Source organism: Leucobacter sp. WKLB1 (genome assembly GCF_059696215.1).
Map to the genome: position 1 here is coordinate 2,654,850 of NZ_AP046115.1, position 19,847 is coordinate 2,674,696.

General features: G+C 64.8%; 21 protein-coding genes and 2 tRNA genes. 14 read left to right on the forward strand and 9 right to left on the reverse strand.

Annotated elements, in window-relative coordinates:
• Positions 1–40 precede the first annotated feature (40 nt).
• Entirely contained in the window at positions 41–1,345 is a 1,305-nt protein-coding gene (locus ACZF5Y_RS12145; protein WP_497532893.1) for a DUF445 domain-containing protein, read from the forward strand.
• Positions 1,346–1,364: 19 nt separating this feature from the next.
• Here ACZF5Y_RS12145 and ACZF5Y_RS12150 read toward each other — a convergent pair whose 3' ends face one another.
• Complete coding sequence (locus tag ACZF5Y_RS12150; RefSeq protein WP_497532894.1) at positions 1,365–1,994, reverse strand: hypothetical protein; 630 nt, start codon at positions 1,992–1,994, stop codon at positions 1,365–1,367.
• Positions 1,995–2,123: 129 nt separating this feature from the next.
• Between ACZF5Y_RS12150 and ACZF5Y_RS12155 the strand changes: the two genes are divergently transcribed.
• Complete coding sequence (locus ACZF5Y_RS12155; protein ID WP_053352243.1) at positions 2,124–2,321, forward strand: DUF3073 domain-containing protein; 198 nt, start codon at positions 2,124–2,126, stop codon at positions 2,319–2,321.
• A 191-nt stretch (positions 2,322–2,512) separates the two neighbouring features.
• On the opposite strand, the gene ACZF5Y_RS12160 is transcribed toward ACZF5Y_RS12155, so the two are convergent.
• The 3 genes from ACZF5Y_RS12160 to ACZF5Y_RS12170 all read right to left on the reverse strand — a co-directional run bounded on the left by ACZF5Y_RS12160 (position 2,513) and on the right by ACZF5Y_RS12170 (position 4,929).
• Positions 2,513–3,259, reverse strand: a complete 747-nt coding sequence (locus tag ACZF5Y_RS12160) for a phosphoglyceromutase (protein ID WP_497532895.1) — start codon at positions 3,257–3,259, stop codon at positions 2,513–2,515.
• A complete protein-coding gene (ygfZ, locus tag ACZF5Y_RS12165; protein ID WP_497532896.1) occupies positions 3,256–4,437 on the reverse strand; it encodes a CAF17-like 4Fe-4S cluster assembly/insertion protein YgfZ in 1,182 nt (393 codons plus the stop codon). The genes ACZF5Y_RS12160 and ygfZ overlap by 4 nt, the downstream gene beginning before the upstream one ends.
• 189 nt (positions 4,438–4,626) lie before the next feature.
• A complete protein-coding gene (locus ACZF5Y_RS12170; RefSeq protein ID WP_497532897.1) occupies positions 4,627–4,929 on the reverse strand; it encodes a hypothetical protein in 303 nt (100 codons plus the stop codon).
• 136 nt (positions 4,930–5,065) lie between these two features.
• On the opposite strand from ACZF5Y_RS12170, the gene ACZF5Y_RS12175 reads away from it, so the two are divergent.
• The 8 genes from ACZF5Y_RS12175 (at position 5,066) to pstB (ending at position 14,092) form a co-directional block, all read left to right on the forward strand.
• Positions 5,066–5,737: a winged helix-turn-helix transcriptional regulator gene (locus ACZF5Y_RS12175; protein WP_497532898.1), complete on the forward strand. Its 672-nt coding sequence runs from the start codon at positions 5,066–5,068 to the stop codon at positions 5,735–5,737.
• Positions 5,734–6,693 carry a mycothiol synthase gene (gene mshD, locus ACZF5Y_RS12180; RefSeq protein WP_497532899.1) on the forward strand — a complete coding sequence of 320 codons (960 nt, stop codon included), beginning with the start codon at positions 5,734–5,736 and terminating at the stop codon, positions 6,691–6,693. Before ACZF5Y_RS12175 ends, mshD begins: the two co-directional genes overlap by 4 nt.
• Entirely contained in the window at positions 6,690–8,819 is a 2,130-nt protein-coding gene (locus ACZF5Y_RS12185) for an RNA degradosome polyphosphate kinase (protein WP_497532900.1), read from the forward strand. The genes mshD and ACZF5Y_RS12185 overlap by 4 nt, the downstream gene beginning before the upstream one ends.
• Before the next feature lie 8 nt (positions 8,820–8,827).
• Positions 8,828–9,781 carry an NUDIX hydrolase gene (locus tag ACZF5Y_RS12190; protein WP_497532901.1) on the forward strand — a complete coding sequence of 318 codons (954 nt, stop codon included), beginning with the start codon at positions 8,828–8,830 and terminating at the stop codon, positions 9,779–9,781.
• Between the two features lie 217 nt (positions 9,782–9,998).
• Positions 9,999–11,099 (forward strand): phosphate ABC transporter substrate-binding protein PstS, encoded by a 1,101-nt coding sequence (locus tag ACZF5Y_RS12195; protein ID WP_497532902.1) that lies wholly within the window; start codon positions 9,999–10,001, stop codon positions 11,097–11,099.
• A gap of 106 nt (positions 11,100–11,205) precedes the next feature.
• Positions 11,206–12,144: a phosphate ABC transporter permease subunit PstC gene (gene pstC, locus ACZF5Y_RS12200; protein ID WP_053352251.1), complete on the forward strand. Its 939-nt coding sequence runs from the start codon at positions 11,206–11,208 to the stop codon at positions 12,142–12,144.
• Positions 12,144–13,265: a phosphate ABC transporter permease PstA gene (gene pstA / locus ACZF5Y_RS12205; RefSeq protein WP_497532903.1), complete on the forward strand. Its 1,122-nt coding sequence runs from the start codon at positions 12,144–12,146 to the stop codon at positions 13,263–13,265. The genes pstC and pstA overlap by 1 nt, the downstream gene beginning before the upstream one ends.
• A 47-nt stretch (positions 13,266–13,312) precedes the next feature.
• Entirely contained in the window at positions 13,313–14,092 is a 780-nt protein-coding gene (gene pstB, locus ACZF5Y_RS12210; protein ID WP_053352253.1) for a phosphate ABC transporter ATP-binding protein PstB, read from the forward strand.
• 72 nt (positions 14,093–14,164) lie between these two features.
• Here pstB and ACZF5Y_RS12215 read toward each other — a convergent pair whose 3' ends face one another.
• Entirely contained in the window at positions 14,165–14,614 is a 450-nt protein-coding gene (locus ACZF5Y_RS12215) for an acyl-CoA thioesterase (RefSeq protein ID WP_497532904.1), read from the reverse strand.
• A gap of 272 nt (positions 14,615–14,886) precedes the next feature.
• Positions 14,887–15,516, reverse strand: a complete 630-nt coding sequence (locus ACZF5Y_RS12220) for a hypothetical protein (RefSeq protein WP_053387632.1) — start codon at positions 15,514–15,516, stop codon at positions 14,887–14,889.
• Positions 15,517–15,756: 240 nt separating this feature from the next.
• Here ACZF5Y_RS12220 and ACZF5Y_RS12225 point away from each other — a divergent pair, with 240 nt between their 5' ends.
• Positions 15,757–15,942: a CsbD family protein gene (locus ACZF5Y_RS12225; protein ID WP_053352255.1), complete on the forward strand. Its 186-nt coding sequence runs from the start codon at positions 15,757–15,759 to the stop codon at positions 15,940–15,942.
• 64 nt (positions 15,943–16,006) lie between these two features.
• Here ACZF5Y_RS12225 and ACZF5Y_RS12230 read toward each other — a convergent pair.
• Both ACZF5Y_RS12230 and ACZF5Y_RS12235 read right to left on the reverse strand, forming a co-directional pair.
• A tRNA-Lys gene (locus ACZF5Y_RS12230) sits at positions 16,007–16,081 on the reverse strand.
• A 66-nt stretch (positions 16,082–16,147) separates the two neighbouring features.
• The gene (locus ACZF5Y_RS12235) at positions 16,148–16,774 is read right to left on the reverse strand and encodes a LysE family transporter (protein ID WP_497532905.1); all 627 of its coding nucleotides are present in this window, start codon (positions 16,772–16,774) and stop codon (positions 16,148–16,150) included.
• Between the two features lie 76 nt (positions 16,775–16,850).
• Between ACZF5Y_RS12235 and ACZF5Y_RS12240 the strand changes: the two genes are divergently transcribed.
• Together ACZF5Y_RS12240 and ACZF5Y_RS12245 are read left to right on the forward strand one after the other, a co-directional pair.
• Positions 16,851–16,926 (forward strand) — tRNA-Ala (locus tag ACZF5Y_RS12240).
• A 118-nt stretch (positions 16,927–17,044) separates the two neighbouring features.
• A complete protein-coding gene (locus ACZF5Y_RS12245; RefSeq protein WP_497532906.1) occupies positions 17,045–18,007 on the forward strand; it encodes an NAD-dependent epimerase/dehydratase family protein in 963 nt (320 codons plus the stop codon).
• 88 nt (positions 18,008–18,095) lie between these two features.
• On the opposite strand, the gene ACZF5Y_RS12250 is transcribed toward ACZF5Y_RS12245, so the two are convergent.
• Positions 18,096–18,506 (reverse strand): hypothetical protein, encoded by a 411-nt coding sequence (locus ACZF5Y_RS12250; protein WP_497532907.1) that lies wholly within the window; start codon positions 18,504–18,506, stop codon positions 18,096–18,098.
• 172 nt (positions 18,507–18,678) lie between these two features.
• On the opposite strand from ACZF5Y_RS12250, the gene ACZF5Y_RS12255 reads away from it, so the two are divergent.
• Positions 18,679–19,383 (forward strand): GntR family transcriptional regulator, encoded by a 705-nt coding sequence (locus tag ACZF5Y_RS12255; RefSeq protein WP_497532908.1) that lies wholly within the window; start codon positions 18,679–18,681, stop codon positions 19,381–19,383.
• The last annotated feature ends 464 nt before the right edge of the window (positions 19,384–19,847 follow it).

Consider the following 19,847-nt stretch of genomic DNA (forward strand, 5'->3'; position numbering starts at 1 on the left):
CCGCGTGGAAGGCCGTCGTACAAAGGAGGATAATACTGGGATGCCGCAGCCCCGCACGCGCCGCACTCTCGGCGCCGTCTCCGACGCCGACTTCCAGCGCCTTGCCGAGCTCCGCCGCATGCAGACCATTGCGGTGGCCCTGCTGATCGCGATGGCAGTGCTGTTCGTCGTCTCGTTCGTGCTGCAGGCTCGCTTTCCAGCCTGGGGGTTTGTGCGCGCGGCGAGCGAGGGGGGCATGGTGGGCGCGCTCGCCGACTGGTTCGCAGTCACGGCATTGTTCCGGCATCCCCTCGGCATCAAGATTCCGCACACCAACCTCATTTCCCAGAAGAAGAATGACATCGGCGAGGGGCTGGGATCGTTCGTCGAAGAGAACTTCCTCGCCGACGAGGTCGTGCACAACAAGCTCTCGGAGATCAGCGGCGCACGCCGAGCCGGCGAGTGGCTGTCGGATCGCCGCAGCGCAGAGCGCGTCGGCGAGATGGTGGCGAATGCAGGTCTCGGAGCTCTCGCCGTGCTCGACGATGACGACGTGCAGGAGCTGATCGAGGTACTCGTGCGACGACACGTCGTCGAACCCGAGTGGGGCCCGTTACTGGGCCGCGCGACGGAAACATTCGTGGCGGGGGGTCATCACGGCGCGCTGCTCGACATCGCTGCGGATCGCCTCGCAGAGTGGCTCATCGCCCACCCGGCCGCGTTCGATCACGTTGTCTCTTCCCGCCTGCCGTCATGGGTGCCGAGCGTCGTCGATCGCTTTGTCGATAATCGACTGCATGCCGAAGCCGTGAAGTTTGCGCAGAACGTAGCGCGTGACCCTGAGCACCCCGCTCGCATCGCAATCGCCCGGTTCCTCACCGACCTTGCCGGCGACTTGCAGCAGCAGGAGCACCTGCAGCAGCAGTTGGAGTCCTTCAAACGGGAGGTCTTCGACAGCCCGCGCATTCGTGCGCTCGCAGCGAGCACCTGGCGCACGGCGCGCGCGGCGATCGTCGAGATGCTGCAGGATCCGCAGAGCGACCTGCGCGTGCGCATGGTCAGCGCAGCTCAAGACTTCGGGCGAAAACTGCAAGAGGACGCAACACTGCAGTACAAGATCGATGTCTGGGTCATGGAGGTGGTGGAGCATCTCGTGCGTACCTACCGCCATGATCTTGCCAATGTGATCACTGAAACGGTGCAGCGCTGGGATGCGCAAGAGGCGGCAGAGAAGATCGAACTGCAGGTCGGCAAGGATCTGCAGTTCATTCGTATCAACGGGACTGTCGTGGGCTCACTCGCGGGTCTCGTCATCTACACGATTGCCACGCTCGTGATCTCTCCGTTGGCTGGCATTTCGCACTGATGCCGAGCGTCGAGGTCGTTCACTCGCGATAGGCGACGGGCAGCAGCAGGTCTTGCACGCGGTCTGACGACGCGGTGTGGTCCGCCCGGGTCGCGATCGCACAGCGCTGCACTCGGCAGTCGAGGCCGTCGATCTCCGGCTCTGGCACCGTGAGCTCGACCGAGAAATCACCGTCTTCGGTGAACGCGTGCGTGGCGAAGTTGCGCCACGCCCAGTCGTTCGTCACCCATGCACTCGACAGATGGCTGAGATCGGCATCACCCGATTGGGCCCCCTCGGGAATGCCGCCCAGGCACGGCCCCGGCTTCTCGTCGGCCGTCGCGGGGATCGCGCAGATCGCCACGTATATGCCGATGCCTGCATCGAACCCGCCACCGTCAATCTGCAGTTGCTGCCCGGGCTCGAGCGCGTCGAGAACAGCCGGCGCGCCGTCGGAGTTCTGCGCGGTCAGCGTGCGCGTGCGGTCGTCGGCGCCGGTGGCGGTGACCGACGAGACGATGGTGTCGGGCACTGCCTGGCCTGACCCGCCAGCGCTGCGATGCAGCAGGATCGGCGCAACCACTGCGGCGACCGCGACGAGCACGAGCGCTGCAATGATCAGCAGCGCGATGAGCGCGATTCGTACGGGGCGTGATCGCGTCGAAAGCATGACCTCATGCTAACGCGCACGGCGTAGTGAGCAGACTCATCATGCTAGAATCTGCACCATACGTCTATGAACTGGTATCTGCCTCGGGGAGCATATCCCGCGGGGCCCGAATGTGTAAGGGGGTCACGCATGGGGCGCGGCCGTCAAAAGGCAAAGCACACCAAGGTCGCCCGGGAGCTGAAGTATTTCAGCCCGGATACGAACTACTCTGCGCTGCAACGAGAACTCTCCGCGGCCGAAGCCGCTGAGGCATCGCGCGTTCGCGAGGAAGATCCTTGGGCGGAATATGCCAGCAAGTACAACGCGGAAGACGACGACGAAGATTAAGTTCGACGCGTCGCATCGCTTCGCGGTACACGAGTAAGGGCCCCTCCTCTGGAGGGGCCCTTACTCGTGCCTGAACGCACGATCGTGAGTTCACGGCGCCGAATGCCGACGCTGCCGGCGATCGGTGTCGATTTCTGCGCGAATTCGTGGTTCACTCGCGCAGAAATCGACACCGATTCAACTGGTCGCGCTCAGTGGCCCTTGCCCTGCGCAGCGACGGCTGCAGCGCCGGCCGCAGCTGCCTCAGGATCGAGGTAACGACCCGGGCCGGTCGGCGTACCGTCATCGTTGATCTCGTAGACCAGCGGCATGCCCGTCGGAATGTTGACGCCGGCAATGTCTTCGTCTGAAATGCCGTCGAGATGCTTCACGAGCGCACGCAGCGAGTTGCCGTGCGCGGTGACGAGCACCGTGTTGCCTGCGCGGAGGTCTGTGAGAATGTCGCTCTCCCAGTAGGGCAGCATGCGATCGATCACGTCGGCGAGGCACTCGGTCTGCGGACGCTCGCCATCGATGTGCGCGTAACGGGGGTCGCCCGCCTGCGACCACTCGCTCGAGTCGTCGAGCACGGGAGGCGGGGTGTCGAACGAGCGCCGCCACTCCATGAACTGCTCTTCGCCGTACTTTTCAAGGGTCTCAGCTTTATCGAGACCCTGCAGTGCCCCGTAATGACGCTCGTTGAGTCGCCACGAGCGGCGCACCGGCACCCAGAGTCGGTCAGCGGTCTCGAGCGCGAGATGAGCCGTCTGAATCGCCCGGCTGAGCACTGAGGTGTGCAGCACGTCGGGCAGCAGACCGGCCTCGGCGAGCAACTCGCCCGCCCGCGCGGCCTCTGTGCGGCCCTGATCGGTGAGCCGCACATCGACCCATCCGGTGAAGAGGTTCTTCTGGTTCCAGTCACTCTGCCCGTGACGCAGCAGGATCAGCGTATTCGTCATACGCCCCAGTCTATGGGCGCACGATCACTGCTGTACCGCCAGAGACGCTGCAACCGAGGAATGTCTCGCGTCGCCCCGGCCTCGGGCGGCACGATCGTCTCTTGCGTCGCCGCGATGGGCTCCTCCGCGACAGCGCTCGCATCGTTACCGTTCGGCCCACTGCGCACTTCAAGGATCGCGTCTTCAGCGACCGAGCGCTTCAGCAGCGCGAGCGCGATGCCGCCCCACTCGTAGTGCAGCGCCGCGCGCGTCACACGGCCGACCGGCCGGGCCGTCGAATCGTTCGCGGATCCGGCACCCGCGAACACCAGCGCACCGGCGACCGGAAGCTCCCCTGCCAGCCCGTCGAGATGCAGCAGCGCGAGGCGCCGCGGAGGGTGCCCGAGATTGTGCACCTTCGCGACCGTCTCTTGCCCGCGGTAACAGCCCTTCGTGAGGTGCACCGCCGTGCGCATCCAGTCGAGTTCGTGCGGGATCGCCCGCTCATCGGCGTCCCCGGCCTGCGACGGGCGCCAGGCACGCACTTCGAGCGCGTCGAGCGCGAGTGAGCCCGCAGCGCGCACAACACCAGAGCGCACCAGCGCCGTCACTGCGCCGATGCGCTCTCGGGGGAAGACGAAGTGGGTGGCCGACCAATCAGCGCCCGCGTGCGGCGCATCAGAGCGGGCGTATTGCACGCCTCCGCGGCTCACCGCGGCCCAGGGGTCGTTCCATTCGACCACTGGCTCGAGTGCACGCACTGCATCGGCAGCTTCTCCCGCGAATGCGAGCACTGCAGCGTGCGACTCGCTCACATCTTCAACGGAAACGCGGAGCGCGAATCGCATGCGCTGCAGAAACTCGGTCAGAGGTGCCGCAGACCCTTGGTCGACGAGCAACCAGGTGCGCTCGCCATCGTCGATAACCCGCGCCGCGCGTTCGATGCGTCCATTGGCGTCGAGCAGCAGCGTCTCGGTGCTCTCGCCCGGCTGCAGACCGAGCAACTGCTGACTCGTCATCGAGTGCAACCAGCTCAGGCGATCCTGACCCGACACCACAATGATGCCGTGGTGCGACAGATCGACGATCGCCTTTCCCTCGTCGAGCGCACGCTGCTCGATGAGTGGCTCGCCGTAGTGTTGAGCCACACCCAAGTCGGCGTCGATAATCGCACCGGGCAGCACTGCGAAAGGATTCATGCGAGAAGCCCGTGCGTCACCGCAGTGGTGCGCTTAGCGCTGGCCTTTGAAGAGCTTGTAGATGACCGTGCCCGACACCCAGGCGATCGCGAGCGACGCCAGGCCGAGCAGTCCGAGGAAGAAGAGTTCGAGCGCGAGAAGCATGCGTCTATTCTATACCGTCGAGTCAAACAGGGAGCACGGCAGGGCTCAGTGGGAGAACAGCAACCCGATCACGTCGATAACGGCGATGACCACCACGGAGCCCGCGACACTGAATGCGACACGGGTAATGAAGCCTTCGCGCTGCGCCGTGCCGAGCTGCAGCCCGAACGTGACCAGCGTCGAGACGCCGATGGCGAGCACCAACCACGAGAAGCGGTGCTCGGGGGCGACGAGCACCGAGACGAGTACACCGATCACTGCGGCGACCGCCCAGGCAATGATGAGTCGCGAAACGTGCCACGAGTGCGCATCGGGCATCTCGGAAGTCGGAGGCGGCGTCTCGGTCATCAGGCCATTGTTCCACACCGCGGGTTTTCGACCTCTCCGCAACGTTCAATGCCGTGAAACACGAACGAAACGGCCGCGAAACAGGGCGCTGAGTACTATGAATCCAGACCAACCGGACTAGGAAGGGAGCGAATCGATGCAGCTGCTCTGCCTGTCAGATCGCGATCCTGCGGACTCGCTCCCGGGCCTCGATCTCCTGCCGCACGATGTGCGCACGTCTCCGCTCTCACTGCGGGTGCCCGAGACGATGGCCGATCGCTTCGATGCGATCCTGATCGACGGCACACTCGACGCGCGGCGTGCTCGTGCGGCGTGCCTCAGCCTCATCGACGGCAGCGATACGCCTCGCATCGTCGTGCTTCCCGAAGTCGCCTTGACCGCACTGACCCCGGATTGGGGGGTGCAAGAGCTGCTGCTGCCGACCGCCAGCCCGGTCGAAATCGAGCTGCGCTTGCGACTCCTTGAACGCCCGCAAGCCGTCGAGCAGCCTTCTGCGGTGCACGCTGCCGGCGTCGTCATCGACGAGTCCAACTTCACCGCGCGCCTGTTCGGGCGCCCGCTCGACCTCACCTACAAGGAATTCGAGCTACTCCACTTCCTGGCCGGCAACCCCGGTCGCGTGTTCACCCGCGAGCAGTTGCTCAGCGATGTATGGGGCACCGATTACTTCGGCGGCACGCGCACCGTCGACGTGCACGTGCGGCGGCTCCGTGCCAAGCTGGGCGAACACGAGGGCCTGATCAGCACGGTTCGCGGCGTCGGGTACGGCTTCGCTCGGGCTCGCACCGAGGAGGAGAGCCCCGAATGACGCGTCTCGAGTCGCACATCGCCGAACGATCGTCCGACTTCGAGACCGCCCGCGTGATCGCCCACGCTGCCGAGGCGCACGACGGCTCGGCCCCTGTTTCTGACCAGGCGATGCTCGCAGCCACTCAGGGCGAGCGCGCCCTCCTGCTCTTCTCCGATGCCGGCATTCCGAATCCCGTGGCCTTCGGCATCGTCGGCGATGGCGAGGTCGATCTCGTCGTACGTCCCGAAGCCCGAGGCCGCGGGGTCGGTCGCGCTGCACTCGGTGTGCTGCTCGAGACTGCCGGAGACGAATCTGCATCCCTCGCTTGGGCACACGGGGTGAATCCTGCCGCCGAATCGCTGCTGGCGGGAGCGGGCTTTGCACCCGTGCGGTCGCTGTACCGCATGTCGCTCGACCCGGCGCTGCTTCCCTGCGAAGGTACCGATCTGCTCGCCCTGGATGTTCCCCTGGGGTTCGCCCTGCGACCCTTCGATCCTTCTCGCGCCACTGACCCAGGGGTGTGGGTGCGCGCGAACGCAGCGGCATTCGCGACCCACCCCGAGCAGGGGCGCATCACCGAGGCCGACTTCGCCTTGATCTGCGCGGAACCGTGGTTCGACGCAGACGATTTGCTGCTCCTCATCGCCGACGCGGGTGCGGAGGCAGGGCTCGAAGCCGGCGAGGCCGCCGGATCCACCTGGATCAAGACGGTGCGCGGCGAGACGGTCGAGACCGAGCTCTACGCCGTCGGAGTTCGCCCGGATTTCGCCGGCCGCGGCTTCGGCCGCCTGCTGCTTGACGTCACGCTCGCTCGGATGGCGCAGCACTCGCCCGATCACGTCTCGTTGTATGTGGACGGCGAGAACACACGGGCCGTCGAGCTGTATGAACGCGCGGGGTTCACCATCGATTCACGCAGCCGCCAGTGGCAGCGGCCCCCAGTGTCGGTGCCGGGTGCCACAATGGACGCATGAACGACGACATCAGCGAGATTGCCGACGGCACGATCGAGCTCCCGGCCGATCGATACATCGACCGCGAGCTGAGCTGGCTCGCGTTCAATCAGCGCGTGCTCGAGCTCGCCGAAGACCCGTCGACACCCCTGCTCGAGCGTGCGAACTTCCTCGCAATTTTTGCGGCGAACCTCGACGAATTCTTCATGGTGCGCGTGGCTGGTCTGAAGCGCCGCATTGTCACGGGGCTCGCCGTGCCGACAAACGTGGGTCGCGCACCGACCGAGGTGCTCGCCGACATCAATCGGCGGGCGTACGAGCTGCAGCTGCGGCACGCCGAGTGCTTCCGCGGCGATGTCATGCCGGCACTCGCCGAGGCCGGCATCAAGATCGTCGAGTGGGAAGATCTCGACGACGCCGATCGTGAGATCCTCACCGATTACTACGAGCAGCGCATCTACCCGGTGCTCATGCCGCTCGCCGTCGATCCGGCGCACCCCTTCCCCTACATTTCGGGGCGCGCACTGAACGTCTCCATTCGCGTGCGCAACCCCAATACCGACAAGGTCGAGTTCGCTCGCCTCAAGGTACCCCAGATGATTCCGCGGTACGTACGCGTCGACGGGCGCGAGAGCGTCGACGACGTTCGGTACATCCCGCTCGAAGCGCTCATCGCGAATCAGCTCGACGGTTTGTTCCCCGGCATGGAGGTCATCGACCACCACGTCTTCCGTGTGACGCGCAACGAAGACGTCGAGATCGAAGAAGACGAGACCGAGAACCTGATTCAGGCGCTTGAAAAAGAGCTGCTGCGGCGCCGATTCGGGCCTCCCATCCGTCTCGAAATCTCAGACGACATGGACGAGGCGACGCTCGAGCTGCTCGTTCGCGAGTTCGACATCGACGAGCAGCAGGTGTACACCCTGCCTGCGCCGCTCGATCTCAGCGGCCTCTTCGCCTTGACACGCGTTGCGCGCCCCGACCTCAAGTTCACGCCCCACATTCCGGTGACTCACCCGCAGTTCCTCTCGAGCTCGCCGAGTGAGAAGCCCGACACCTTCGCCGCGATCGCGCGTCGCGAGGTGCTCGTGCACCACCCCTACGAGTCGTTCTCGACCAGCGTGCAGGCGTTCGTCGAGCAGGCGGCCACCGACCCCGACGTACTCGCGATCAAGCAGACGCTCTATCGCACGTCAGGCGATAGCCCCATCGTCGCGTCGCTCATCAAGGCTGCTGAAGCGGGCAAGCAGGTGCTCGCGCTCGTCGAGGTCAAGGCACGATTCGATGAAGAGGCGAATATCACCTGGGCCCGCAAGCTCGAGCAGGCGGGCGTGCACGTGGTCTACGGCCTCGTCGGGCTCAAGACCCACTGCAAGCTCGTTCACGTAATTCGTGAAGAGGGCGGGCGCCTTGCCCACTACTGCCATATCGGCACCGGCAACTACAACCCGAAGACGAGCCGCATCTACGAAGACTTCGGCCTGTTCACCTCATCGCCCGAGGTCGGTCGCGACGTGACGAAACTCTTCAATGTGCTCTCGGGCTACGCCATCGAGACCGATTACGACCGTCTGCTCGTCGCTCCCCTGCAACTGCGCAGCGGGCTGCTCGAACGCATCGAACGCGAGGCGGAGCACGCACGCGCTGGTCGGTCGAGCGGCATCAAGCTCAAGGGCAACTCGATGGTCGACGAAACGATCATCGATGCGCTCTACCGTGCGAGCCAGGCCGGCGTGCCGATCGATGTGTGGATGCGCGGCATCTGTTCCATCCGCGCCGAGGTACCGGGGCTCTCAGAGACGATCCGCGTGCGCTCCGTGCTCGGCCGGTACCTGGAGCACTCGCGCATCTTCTCCTTCGAGAACGACGGCGAACGGGAGGTCTTCATCGGCAGCGCAGACCTCATGCACCGCAATCTCGACCGCCGCATCGAGGTGCTCGTGCGGCTCGAAGAGCGCGAACACCTGGCGCGCATCGACCGGTTCTTCGACTTCGCGTTCAGTGACGATGTGTCGTCATGGCGCATGCTGCCCGACGGGAATTGGCACCGCTCAGTGGTCAATGCGGCCGGCGAGAAGCTCCCCGATCTGCAAGACCTCGTCATGGACGACCGCACCGAGGCGCGTCGCGCGCGCCGGGCACGTTGACACGGCGGGTGACGGGGGAAGTCTTCGCGGCGGGCACAATCTGCTGGCGACGTGAAGCGACCTCTGAAGGAGGTGCTCGCACGCTCGTACTGGTGATCCACCGCCCGAAGCGAGGCGACTATTCCTTTCCCAAAGGCAAGCTCGACCCGGGCGAGAGCATGCCCCAGGCCGCCGTGCGCGAAACTCGCGAAGAGACCGGATTCAAAGTGCACCTCGGGGCGCACCTCGGCACGATCCATTACGATCTGAGCGGCGGGCGCCGCAAGACGGTGCAGTACTGGGCGGCGCAGGTCTCCGAGCGAGTCGCGGGGGCCGGCCGTTTCCGCCCGAACAGCGAGGTCGACGCCATCGAATGGGTGCCGCTCGATGCGGTGCGCGAGCGCCTCACATATGCAGCCGACCGCGAACTCTTCGACGTCTTCCTCGACCTCGCCAGCCGCGACCTGCTCGATACGTACTCGATCACGCTGCTGCGCCACGCGAAGGCATTGCCGCGCTCGTCGAGCACCATGGCCGACCACCTGCGACCGCTCACCGCCTTCGGGCAAGACCAGGCCGAAACCCTGGTGCCGACACTCGAGGCCTTCGGTGCGAAGCGCTTCTATTCGTCGACCGCCGTGCGCTGCCGGTCGACGATCGCACCGCTCGCGCGCCATCGAGGCAAGACCGTGCGCGAGACCGACGCGATCAGCCAAGATCGTTGGGACACGGGCGACCTGTCCGAGCTACGCACGCTGCTGACGCGCATCGTTTCACGCCGTAAAAGCGCGGTCATCTGCAGCCACCGCCCGGTGCTGCCCGATCTCGCGCGCGAGCTCGCCCTCGCGACCGGCAGCCCGATCGGCGCGTATCTCGACGCGGCAGCCGCACTGCCCACCGCGGGCTTTTCGGTGTTCCACTTCGCGAAGCATCACCCCGAGGTCGGCATTCTGGGCGTCGAAACCTACCCGCTGCAGCATTGACGCGCACCGGCGAATCGTTTCACCGCACCGTAGACAAGCTGAACGGCAACGCGCACGAATGCGCGTGCATCATCTGACCTGGCGGCTTTCAGACGGCGTGAGTTCACCTGTTGTTCACCCGCTGGCAGACCTCGCGTCATGCAGGATGCTTAGCGTGGTGTCGTGGTCGTTCGAGACCATCACCTCACATCCGTTTTCCAGATTGGATCACCCTCAAGTGAAGCTTTCCGCATTCGCCAAGGTCGCCGCCATCGGTGGCATCGCCGCACTCACGCTGACCTCTTGCGCCGCGAACGAGGGCGGCAGCTCCTCCAGCGAAGAGACCTCTGCCGGTTCGAGCCTCTCGGGCGAGCTCGTCGGCGCCGGCGCATCGTCGCAGGGCTCGGCTCAGGAGGCCTGGGTCGCCGGCTTCCAGACCGCCAACGCTGACGTCACCGTCAACTACGAGCCCTCGGGCTCGGGTGCGGGTCGCGAGACCTTCCAGCAGGGCGCCAGCGCGTTCGCCGGCTCGGACCGCGCGTTCAAGACCGACGAGATCTCGGCCGGCCCCTTCGAGGGCTGCGCGACCGGCGACATTGTCGAGTTCCCCGCGTACATCTCCCCGATCGCGATCATCTTCAACGTCGACGGTGTCGATTCGCTGAAGCTCGATGCATCGACCGTCGCCCAGATCTTCTCGGGCAAGATCACCAAGTGGAACGACGCAGCGATCACCGCGCAGAACGAGGGCGTCGAGCTCCCCGATGCGAACATCACCGCGGTGCACCGCTCCGATGACTCGGGCACCACGGGCAACTTCACCGACTACCTGGGTGCAGCGGCTTCGACCGACTGGACCGTGGGCTCGGTCGAGACCTGGCCGACCGAGTTCGGCGGCGAGGGTGCACAGGGCACCTCGGGCGTCGTCTCGGCAGTCAAGAACGGCACCGGCACCATCGGCTACGCCGACGCATCGCAGGCAGGCGACCTCGGCACCGTCGAGATCAAGGTCGGCGAAGAGTACGTCGCTTACTCCCCCGAGGCTGCAGCCGCAGTCGTCGACGCGTCGCCGCTCGAGGAGGGTCGCACCGACCACGACCTCGCGATCGCTCTCGACCGCACCTCGACCGAGGGCGGCGTCTACCCGATCGTGCTCGTGAGCTACCTCGTCGGTTGCGAAGAATACGCAGATGCCGCGAACGCTGAGCTCGTGAAGTCGTACTTCAGCTACATCGTGAGCGAGGACGGCCAGAACACCGCCGCCGAGGCTGCGGGCAGCGCCCCGATCTCGAACGATCTCCGCACCAAGGTGCAGACCGCGATCGATTCGATCAAGTAATCCCCGTGAGAGCGGCGGGCACGATGCAGTTCGTGCCCGCCGCTCTCCGCAGGTCGGGCTCCCTCGACCATCCTCGACTCATTCTCCCCTCAACCCCGGAGACACAGTGACCGCCACTTCCGCCCCTGCCAAGCCGGTGCTCAGCCTCGGCGACCGCGTGTTCTCACGCTCCGCGGTCTTCGCGGGCAGCATGATTCTCGTCACGCTCGCCGCAGTCGCCATCTTCCTCATCGTGCAGAGCATCCCCGCGTTCGTCGCGACCGATGAAAGCGCTTCACTGCTCACCAGCAACTTCTGGGCCTACGTCGGCCCCCTCGTCTTCGGCACCGTCTGGGCCGCGGCTCTGGCGCTGCTGATCGCACTCCCGCTCGCCATTGGCATCGCACTCTTCATCTCGCACTACGCGCCCCGTCAGCTCGCGCAGGTGCTCGGGTACATCGTCGATCTGCTCGCCGCCGTGCCCAGCGTGGTCTTCGGTCTCTGGGGCATCGGCGTGCTCGCGCCGGCTGCCCGCCCGATCTTCGAGTGGCTGAACACCTACCTGGGGTGGATCCCGCTCTTCGGCGGCACCGTCAGCGGCACGGGCCGCACCATTCTGACTGCGGCACTCGTGCTTGCGGTGATGATCCTGCCGATCATGACCGCGATCTGCCGCGAGATCTTTCTCCAGGCTCCCCGACTGCACGAGGAAGCCGCACTCGCACTCGGCGCGACCCGCTGGGAGATGATTCGCATGGCCGTGCTGCCGTTCGGCCGCCCGGGCATCGTCTCGGCCGCCATGCTCGGCCTCGGCCGCGCGCTTGGCGAGACGATGGCCGTCGCCATGGTGCTCTCGGCGACCGGCCTGGTCACGTTCCGGTTGCTCACTTCCGAGAACCCCTCCACGATCGCCGCAAACATCGCGCTGTCGTTCCCTGAGGCTTACGGCGAGAACATCAACGTGTTGATCGCCACCGGCCTCATCCTGTTCGTCGTCACCTTCCTGGTGAACGCGCTGGCTCGCTGGATCGTGAGCCGCCGCGCCGAGTTCTCGGCGGCGAACTGATGCTCCAGACGACCGAACCGACTCAAGAGGGGACCACTTCCGTGGCCATCACCGTTCGCCCCGTCCGCGCAGGGTCTTCCCTCGCCGGCAACCGGCTCTCGCGCTCCACACCGTGGGTCGTGCTCGCCGCGTGCCTGGCCGCATCACTCGCGCTCTTCGGTCTGCTCGCCGCGGCGAGCGGCGCCGAGTTCTCGCCCGTCGGTGCGGTCCTGGTCGGCGCCATCGCCTACGTGATCGTCATCACGATTATGTCGGCGAGCGTCGAAGGATCGCGCCAGGCGATGGACCGCTTCATCACCGCGATCGTCTCGGGCGCCTTTCTGCTCGCGATGGTGCCACTCGTGTCCGTGGCCTTCACGGTTGTCTCGAACGGCGTCGCACGCTTCGACTCGGAGTTCTTCAACTCCTCGATGCGCAACGTCACCGGTGAGGGCGGCGGCGCGCTCCACGCGATGATCGGCACGCTGCTCATCACGCTGGCGGCCACCATCATCTCGGTGCCGCTCGGCCTCATGACCTCGATCTACCTGGTCGAGTACGGCCGCGGAAAGGTCGCGAAGACCATCACCTTCTTGGTCGACGTGATGACGGGCATCCCCTCGATCGTCGCGGGTCTCTTCGCCTACGCGCTGTTCGCGCTCTTCTTCGGGCCAGGCGTGCGCATGGGCATCGTCGGCGCCGTGGCGCTCTCCGTGCTGATGATCCCGGTCGTCGTGCGCTCGAGCGAAGAAATGCTGCGTCTTGTACCCAACGAACTGCGCGAAGCCTCGTACGCGCTGGGCGTGCCGAAGTGGCGCACCATCATGAAGGTCGTGCTGCCCACCTCGATTGCGGGTATCACCACCGGCATCATGCTCTCGATCGCGCGCGTCATCGGCGAGACGGCCCCGCTGCTCATCACCGCCGGATTCACGGCATCGATGAACTACAACCTCTTCTCCGACCGCATGCAGTCACTGCCCGTCTACGTGTACACGCAGTTCATGAACCAGGGCAACCCGGCCGAAGCGTTCATCGACCGCGCCTGGGCCGCCGCCCTCGTGCTGATCCTCATCGTCATGGCACTCAACCTGCTCGGGCGTCTCATCGCCCGCTGGTTCGCCCCGAAGTTCGGCCGCTAGCCGGCGGCCCTGCAGACCCACACCGACTCCCGAACGAAAGAATCACCATGTCGAAGCGCATCGAGGTCAACGACCTCAACGTCTACTACTCGAAGTTCCTGGCGGTCGAAGGGGTGTCGATCAACATCGAGCCCCGCAGCGTCACCGCCTTCATCGGCCCCTCGGGCTGCGGCAAGTCGACCTTCCTGCGCACGCTGAACCGCATGCACGAGGTCATCCCCGGCGCTCGCGTCGAGGGCGAGGTGCTGCTCGACGGTGAAGATCTCTACGGGCAGGGCGTTGATCCGGTGCTCGTGCGCCGTCAGGTAGGCATGGTGTTCCAGCGGCCAAACCCGTTCCCCACGATGTCGATTCGCGAGAACGTGCTCGCCGGCGTGCGCCTCAACGACCGTCGCATGTCGAAGAGCGACTCTGACGCACTGGTCGAGAAGTCGCTCACCGGCGCAAACCTCTGGAACGAGGTGAAGGATCGCCTCGACAAGCCGGGCTCGGGCCTCTCGGGCGGGCAGCAGCAGCGTCTCTGCATCGCACGCGCGATCGCGGTGTCGCCCGACGTGCTGCTGATGGACGAGCCGTGCTCGGCGCTCGACCCGATCTCGACCCTCGCCATCGAGGATCTCATCGATCAGCTCAAGCAGGAGTACACGATCGTGATCGTGACCCACAACATGCAGCAGGCCTCGCGCGTCTCGGATCGCACGGCGTTCTTCAACATCGCGGGCACCGGCAAGCCGGGCAAGCTCATCGAGTTCGACGACACCTCGACGATCTTCTCGACCCCGTCGGTGCAGGCCACCGAAGACTACGTCTCGGGCCGCTTCGGGTAAACCCGAGGTCGGGATCGCGAACGCCCCGGTGCACGCCTGTCGATGGCGGCACCGGGGTGTTCGCGTTGCCGCTCAGTTCTCGATACGGTTCGGCATTTCGTCGGCCGTCGGCATGCGGTCGCGATCGTAGGTGATCTCGGTGTAGCCGTGCGGCACCGGAGTACCGTCGGGCCCGATGTTCACAAAGACGATGCGCTCGATCGAGAGGATCGTCTTGCGCGTGATCATGTTGCGCACGACCGCCCGCATCGTGAGCGATGTACGGCCGAACTCCGTCGCGACGAGTCCCATCTCGATGAGGTCGCCCTCGCGCGCCGACGCCTCGAAGTTGATCTCCGAGATCAGCTTCGTCACCACATGCGGGTTGCCGAGCTGTATGATCGCGTAGATCGCGGCTTCTTCGTCGATCCATTTGAGCAAGCTGCCGCCGAAGAGCGACCCGTTCGCGTTCATGTCTTCGGGGCGCACCCACTTGCGCGTCGAGAAGTTGATGCCGTCTGCGTGCTGAAGCGGAGATCTCATACCCCGAGCTTAGAACGCGTGTGTTTTGAGATCGCGACCGGTTCGCGGCGTGCGCCTGACGCACTCTCAGACCCGCTGGGCAGAAAAGACCGAGCCGCAGAAACGCCTCTCGGCGGAAGGCCGCTCGAAGCGGCGAAAATTGGAGCCCGGGGTTACTGCGGCCCGGCGTGCACCAGTTTATCAAACGGGCTCAGGGCCGCGTCGGCGCGGCGTCAGCGGAGGGCGAACACTGCGATCGGTCTTCCTCGCGCGTCCGATGATCTCGACGTCGATCAGGAGAGCGTGCCGTCTCGCCAGCGTCGGGCACCGCCGTGCAGGTCGTGGGCGAGCGTGGAGTAGCGCAGCGCGCGTCTTGTCAGCTCTTCAGCGTGCGCGTCGTCGAGCACGTCACGCGCGTCGGCGAGATCGGCGGCACCGAGCGACATGATGCGGCAGTAACTCGCTGCGCGATCGAGCGCTCCTCCGAGGTCGCCCGCGAACACTCCGCGCAAAATCGTGTCGCACAGGTGTGAAATCGAGTCGGGTGTGACCGGCTCGACTGCGCCGGCGACGATCGGGTCGATAGTGACGGTGACCGCGGCGCCGCGGCGGAAGAGGTCGGCTGATCCGGCAGGATCTGCATCGACCACGCGACGCAACAGGTACAGGCGCCAGAGCAGGCCCGCGAGCGAGTGCGCGCTCTCCCCCGCCCACAGCTCCGCAATGTCATCGAGGCCAGAGCCCGCCGCGAGGCCGACGACGCGCTCGACCACCTCGGGGTCGGCGACGCGTCGCACGCGATCGAGCAGCGCCCAGGAGGTCTCCTGGGCGAGGCGCTGAGCTGCTCCGGGTTCATCGGATCCGATGATCCAGTCGAAGGTGAAGCTCGGCTGCAGCACGGGGCGCTGGTGATCGCGGGACATCGGCCTCTTCTCGAGTTCGGGGTGGCAGACCACGCGAGTCTACGCCGCAGGCGTCGCGTGTGCGCACATGTCGTACGCGGGCTCGAGCGGTATCTTGGAAGGAACAGCTTGTATCGGTAGGGCGTCGCGTTGCAGACCCGCCGCCGGGGGTGCAACCCCCTGGGGCTGTGAACCGATCGATGGCAGGGTGGAACGTGTTCTCGCACCGAGAATGTTCCCGAACTCCTGAGGAGGATCAGTATGAGTGCATCGGACAAGATTTCTGCCGCAGCTGACAAGCTGAAGGGCAACGCGAAGGAAGCCGTCGGTCGCGTGACCGGCGATGACGAGAAGGTCGCCGAGGGCAAGCTCGACCAGGCGAAGGGCGACCTCAAGAGCGCCGGCGAGAAAGCCAAGGACACCGCGAAGGATGCCTTCGGCAACTGAACCGCCGCACGGCGAAACGGCCCCGCTCTCCCATCCGGGAGCGGGGCCGTTTCATATGCGGTGTTGGTGCCCCCAGTAGGGATCGAACCTACGACCTGCGGATTAAAAGTCCGTAGCTCTACCGCTGAGCTATAGGGGCCAACCCGATCAAGCTTAGCGGATCGCACGGCCTCGCTGTCGCCCTGGCGACTCAGGCGCGGGATCCTCAGTGAATAAAGGCCAGCAGCGCAGCGACTCCGATGAAGAGCGCACCGAAGACGGTATTAAGCACGCGCTGCCCAGGCATCGTCGCCGAGTATCGTCGGAATGGGCGCGCCGCTACGGCGAAGAACCCCCACATGACGGCAATGTCGACACACACGACGGTCGTCGCCAGCACCGCGTACTGGGGTGCGAGCGGCAGGTCCGACCGGATGAACTGCGGCACGAACGCGAGGAAGAAAACGATCGCTTTGGGGTTCAGCAGGTTCACCCAGAATCCACGTCGCAGCATGGACCAGTGCCCACCGGAGTCAATGGCATCTTCGCCGCGGTCGACGATCTCACTGGGCCTCGTCAGGATGAGCCTCAGACCAAGGTAGACGAGGTACGCCGCCCCCGCGTAACGAATCACGTTGAACAGCAGAGGGCTGCCGGCGACCAGCACCCCGACCCCGGCGGCGACAATCACGAGATGCACCAGCAAGGCGAGCTGCTGCCCCGCGATGCCCCAGATCGATCGACGCCAACCGAAGGTCATCGAGTTCGACATCGTGTTGATCGCCCCTGCTCCTGGCGTCAAGCTGATGACGACCGATGCAGTAAGTAGGGAGAACCAGATCGCAGGAGCCACCCAGACAGTGTATGGCCGAGCGCAACACCGCGATTTCACATCGCCTCAGCACGACTGATAGAGTAAACCGCTGTTAGGGTCTGTGGCGCAGTTGGTAGCGCGTCTCGTTCGCAATGAGAAGGTCAGGGGTTCGATTCCCCTCAGATCCACCAGTTAGGGCCTCGGTTTCTTCTCGAAGCGGGGCTCTTTTTTGATCTTTACGCACCTTTTGCACTGCGCCGAGAGCGAAGTCCGTTGCGCCAGGCAGCCGAACCCCGTGAACTCGTACGCATGAGACGAGTATTGGTGCTGGGTGGAACCGGCTGGTTGGGGCACGAGATTGCGCGGGCGGCGCGCGACGGCGGAGCCAAAGTGACGTGTCTCGCGCGCGGCGATTCGGGCGACGTTCCTGTCGGCACGCAACTCGTGCGCGCCGACCGCAGTCTTCCAGGCGCCTATGACCGGGTCATGAACGAATGGGATGACGTGATCGAGCTCTCTTCAGAACCACAGCTCGTACAATCCGCACTCGACGCGCTGGCGCCCCGCGCGTCTCACTGGACGCTCGTCTCAACCGTGTCCGTATATGCCAACAACAGCACACCCGGAGCCGACGAGTCAGCCGAGGTGGTTGAGCCACGGGATCTTACACGCTACGCGGACGCCAAAGTCAGCGCTGAACGCGTCTCACGCGCATGCCTCCAAGACCGCCTACTCATCGCCCGTCCTGGCCTGATTGTCGGACCCGGCGATCCGAGTGACCGGCTCGGCTATTGGCCCGCCCGATTGCACCGAGGCGGACGGGTACTCGTTCCGACAATGAATCGGCGATTTGTGCAGTTCATCGATGTTTCCGATCTCGCAGCATGGATCGTAACGGCCGGCGCCGACCAGATCACCGAAACTGTCAATGCCGTCGGCCCGGCACACACGATGGAAGACTTCTTTCGCGCGGCACGTCAGGTTGCTGAGTTCGACGGCAGTCTGATCACCGTCGACGACGATGCGCTTCTCAGCGGCGGCGTGCAGCATTGGGCCGGCCCCCGGTCGCTTCCGCTGTGGCTCCCAACACAAGCTGCCGGGTTCGCACAGCGCGACGGAGCGGCCTTCATGTCTACCGGAGGTCGACTGCGATCGCTCCAGGACACGTTGATCCGCGTACTCACTGACGAACTGGCGCGGGGTCGCGATCGGCCCCGCCGTGCGGGGTTGAGCGCCGCCGAAGAACGCGACATTCTCAGCGAACCCCGGTAGCCGGCCAGGCGCTGACACACGGAAAGACGTTCACCACTGCGTTCAGGCAGCAAGCAACAAAGCGCCTGAATGCTTGTTGGTTCCCCAGTTACCCCGCCGCACGCTTCACGAGGCTGAGCAGCAGCGTCTCGTCCGCGTCTGAAAGCTCCAGAATGCCGTATGCACTCGGCCACATGCCGCCCTCGCGAATCAATGTCGCATCTTCGAATCCGAATGTCGACGTGCTCGTCTGATACTTCGAGGCTGCCATGAAGAAGCACAGCACTTTGCCGTTCAGATAGTAGGCCGGCTGGCCGTAACGCAGTTTGGGCAGCAGGTGCGGCACCTGTTCGAGAATCACCTCGTGAAGTCGAAGCGCGATCACCTGCTCATCAGGCGTCATCGCCGCGATGATCTTGCGCACCTCGGCGTCGCCGTTCTCCCGCTTTTTCAGTTCGGCAGCACGCGTCTTGAGCGCTTTTCGCTCTTCGGCAGAGAGCGTTTCAGTATCGTTCGGCATCGAAGTCCCTTCGGTTGTGCACTCGTGGTGCCAGAGTAATCGTCTCTTCCGCTACAGACTTCTCGAATCGTGATCGCATCGCGTCGAAGCCAGTCCCTGGATCACGACCATTGCAATAGGCGCAGACAGGCGTTCAAGGCATCCCAGCGCCGACGCCCTTAGAGTGAGTACCGTGCCAGTTCCCAATACCGCCCAGCCCAAGATCGCTCGACGTCTGCTCCGCGATGAGGCGCACGACCTCATCCGCGACGCCATTCTCGACGGCACGCTCGCCCCCGGTGAACAACTCGACGACGCCAGTTTGCAGGAGTGGCTCGGCATCTCTCGCACACCGATCCGCGAGGCCATCATCGCCCTGCAGGTCGAGGGCTTCGTGGAAATCGCCGCGCAGACGCATACTCGGGTGGTGAACCCGGGCCCCGAGCAGGTCATGCACTCTATTCAGACCGTGGGCGTCATTTTCGGCGGCGTACTCCGCACCGTCGTGCCTCGTCTCTCCGATCGCCTCCGTTCGCAGATTTTCGATCTGGTCGAACGGGCTAACCGGGCGATCGCGAACGCCGAAGCGCGCACCCATATGGAAGTTACGCTCGAGTATTATCGATTGCTCATCACCCACTGCCCGAACCCGACAATGCAGCGCATCGCCGACTGGGCCGTCACGTCACTGAGTTTTCATTACAGCATTACCGTCGATCAGCGCACACCCAACTGGGACATGCTGGCCTCTGGCTGGCTTCGCATGCACGATGCCATCATCGCCGGAGATGCGGTCGCCGCGGAACTCGCGTGCGAAGAGATGCACCTGCTGCCTCGCGCGGGCAACGATTGGGCACCGCCCACCTGGCACCAGGAGCAACAGGCGTCGCAGGTCTGACCCCCACTCTGGGTACGCGGTGATGAGTGGGGCGCAAGCGACAATGCTTCCACTCGCAACGCAGGTGTCGGATCACACGAAACGAGCCACCCAGAAGTGCTCGGGTGGCTCGCCGCACGTGGTGGGACCAGGGCGCACCTCCGGCAGTTGAAACACTGCGGCTGTGCCCGCACCATCAGAGAGTGCTTTGAGCATAGTTGAACCTATGCGTTTTATTAAGGTTTAAGTTTTAGATTCAAAGTGGAGTGAGTTCGCAAATGAGTTCGCAACGCAATCGCTGACGCTTCGACAATCACGCCCGACAATCGCATCTAAAATTTCAGAACATCAACCGATCGGTCGATCCGCCACTCCGCCACTCCGCCACTCCGCCACTGAAACATACCTTTGAGAGTGAGGATGCGGCACCCCGCCCGCTTCCTCCTCACGTCACCATCGCCGCACCACATGCGGCACGACCGAAG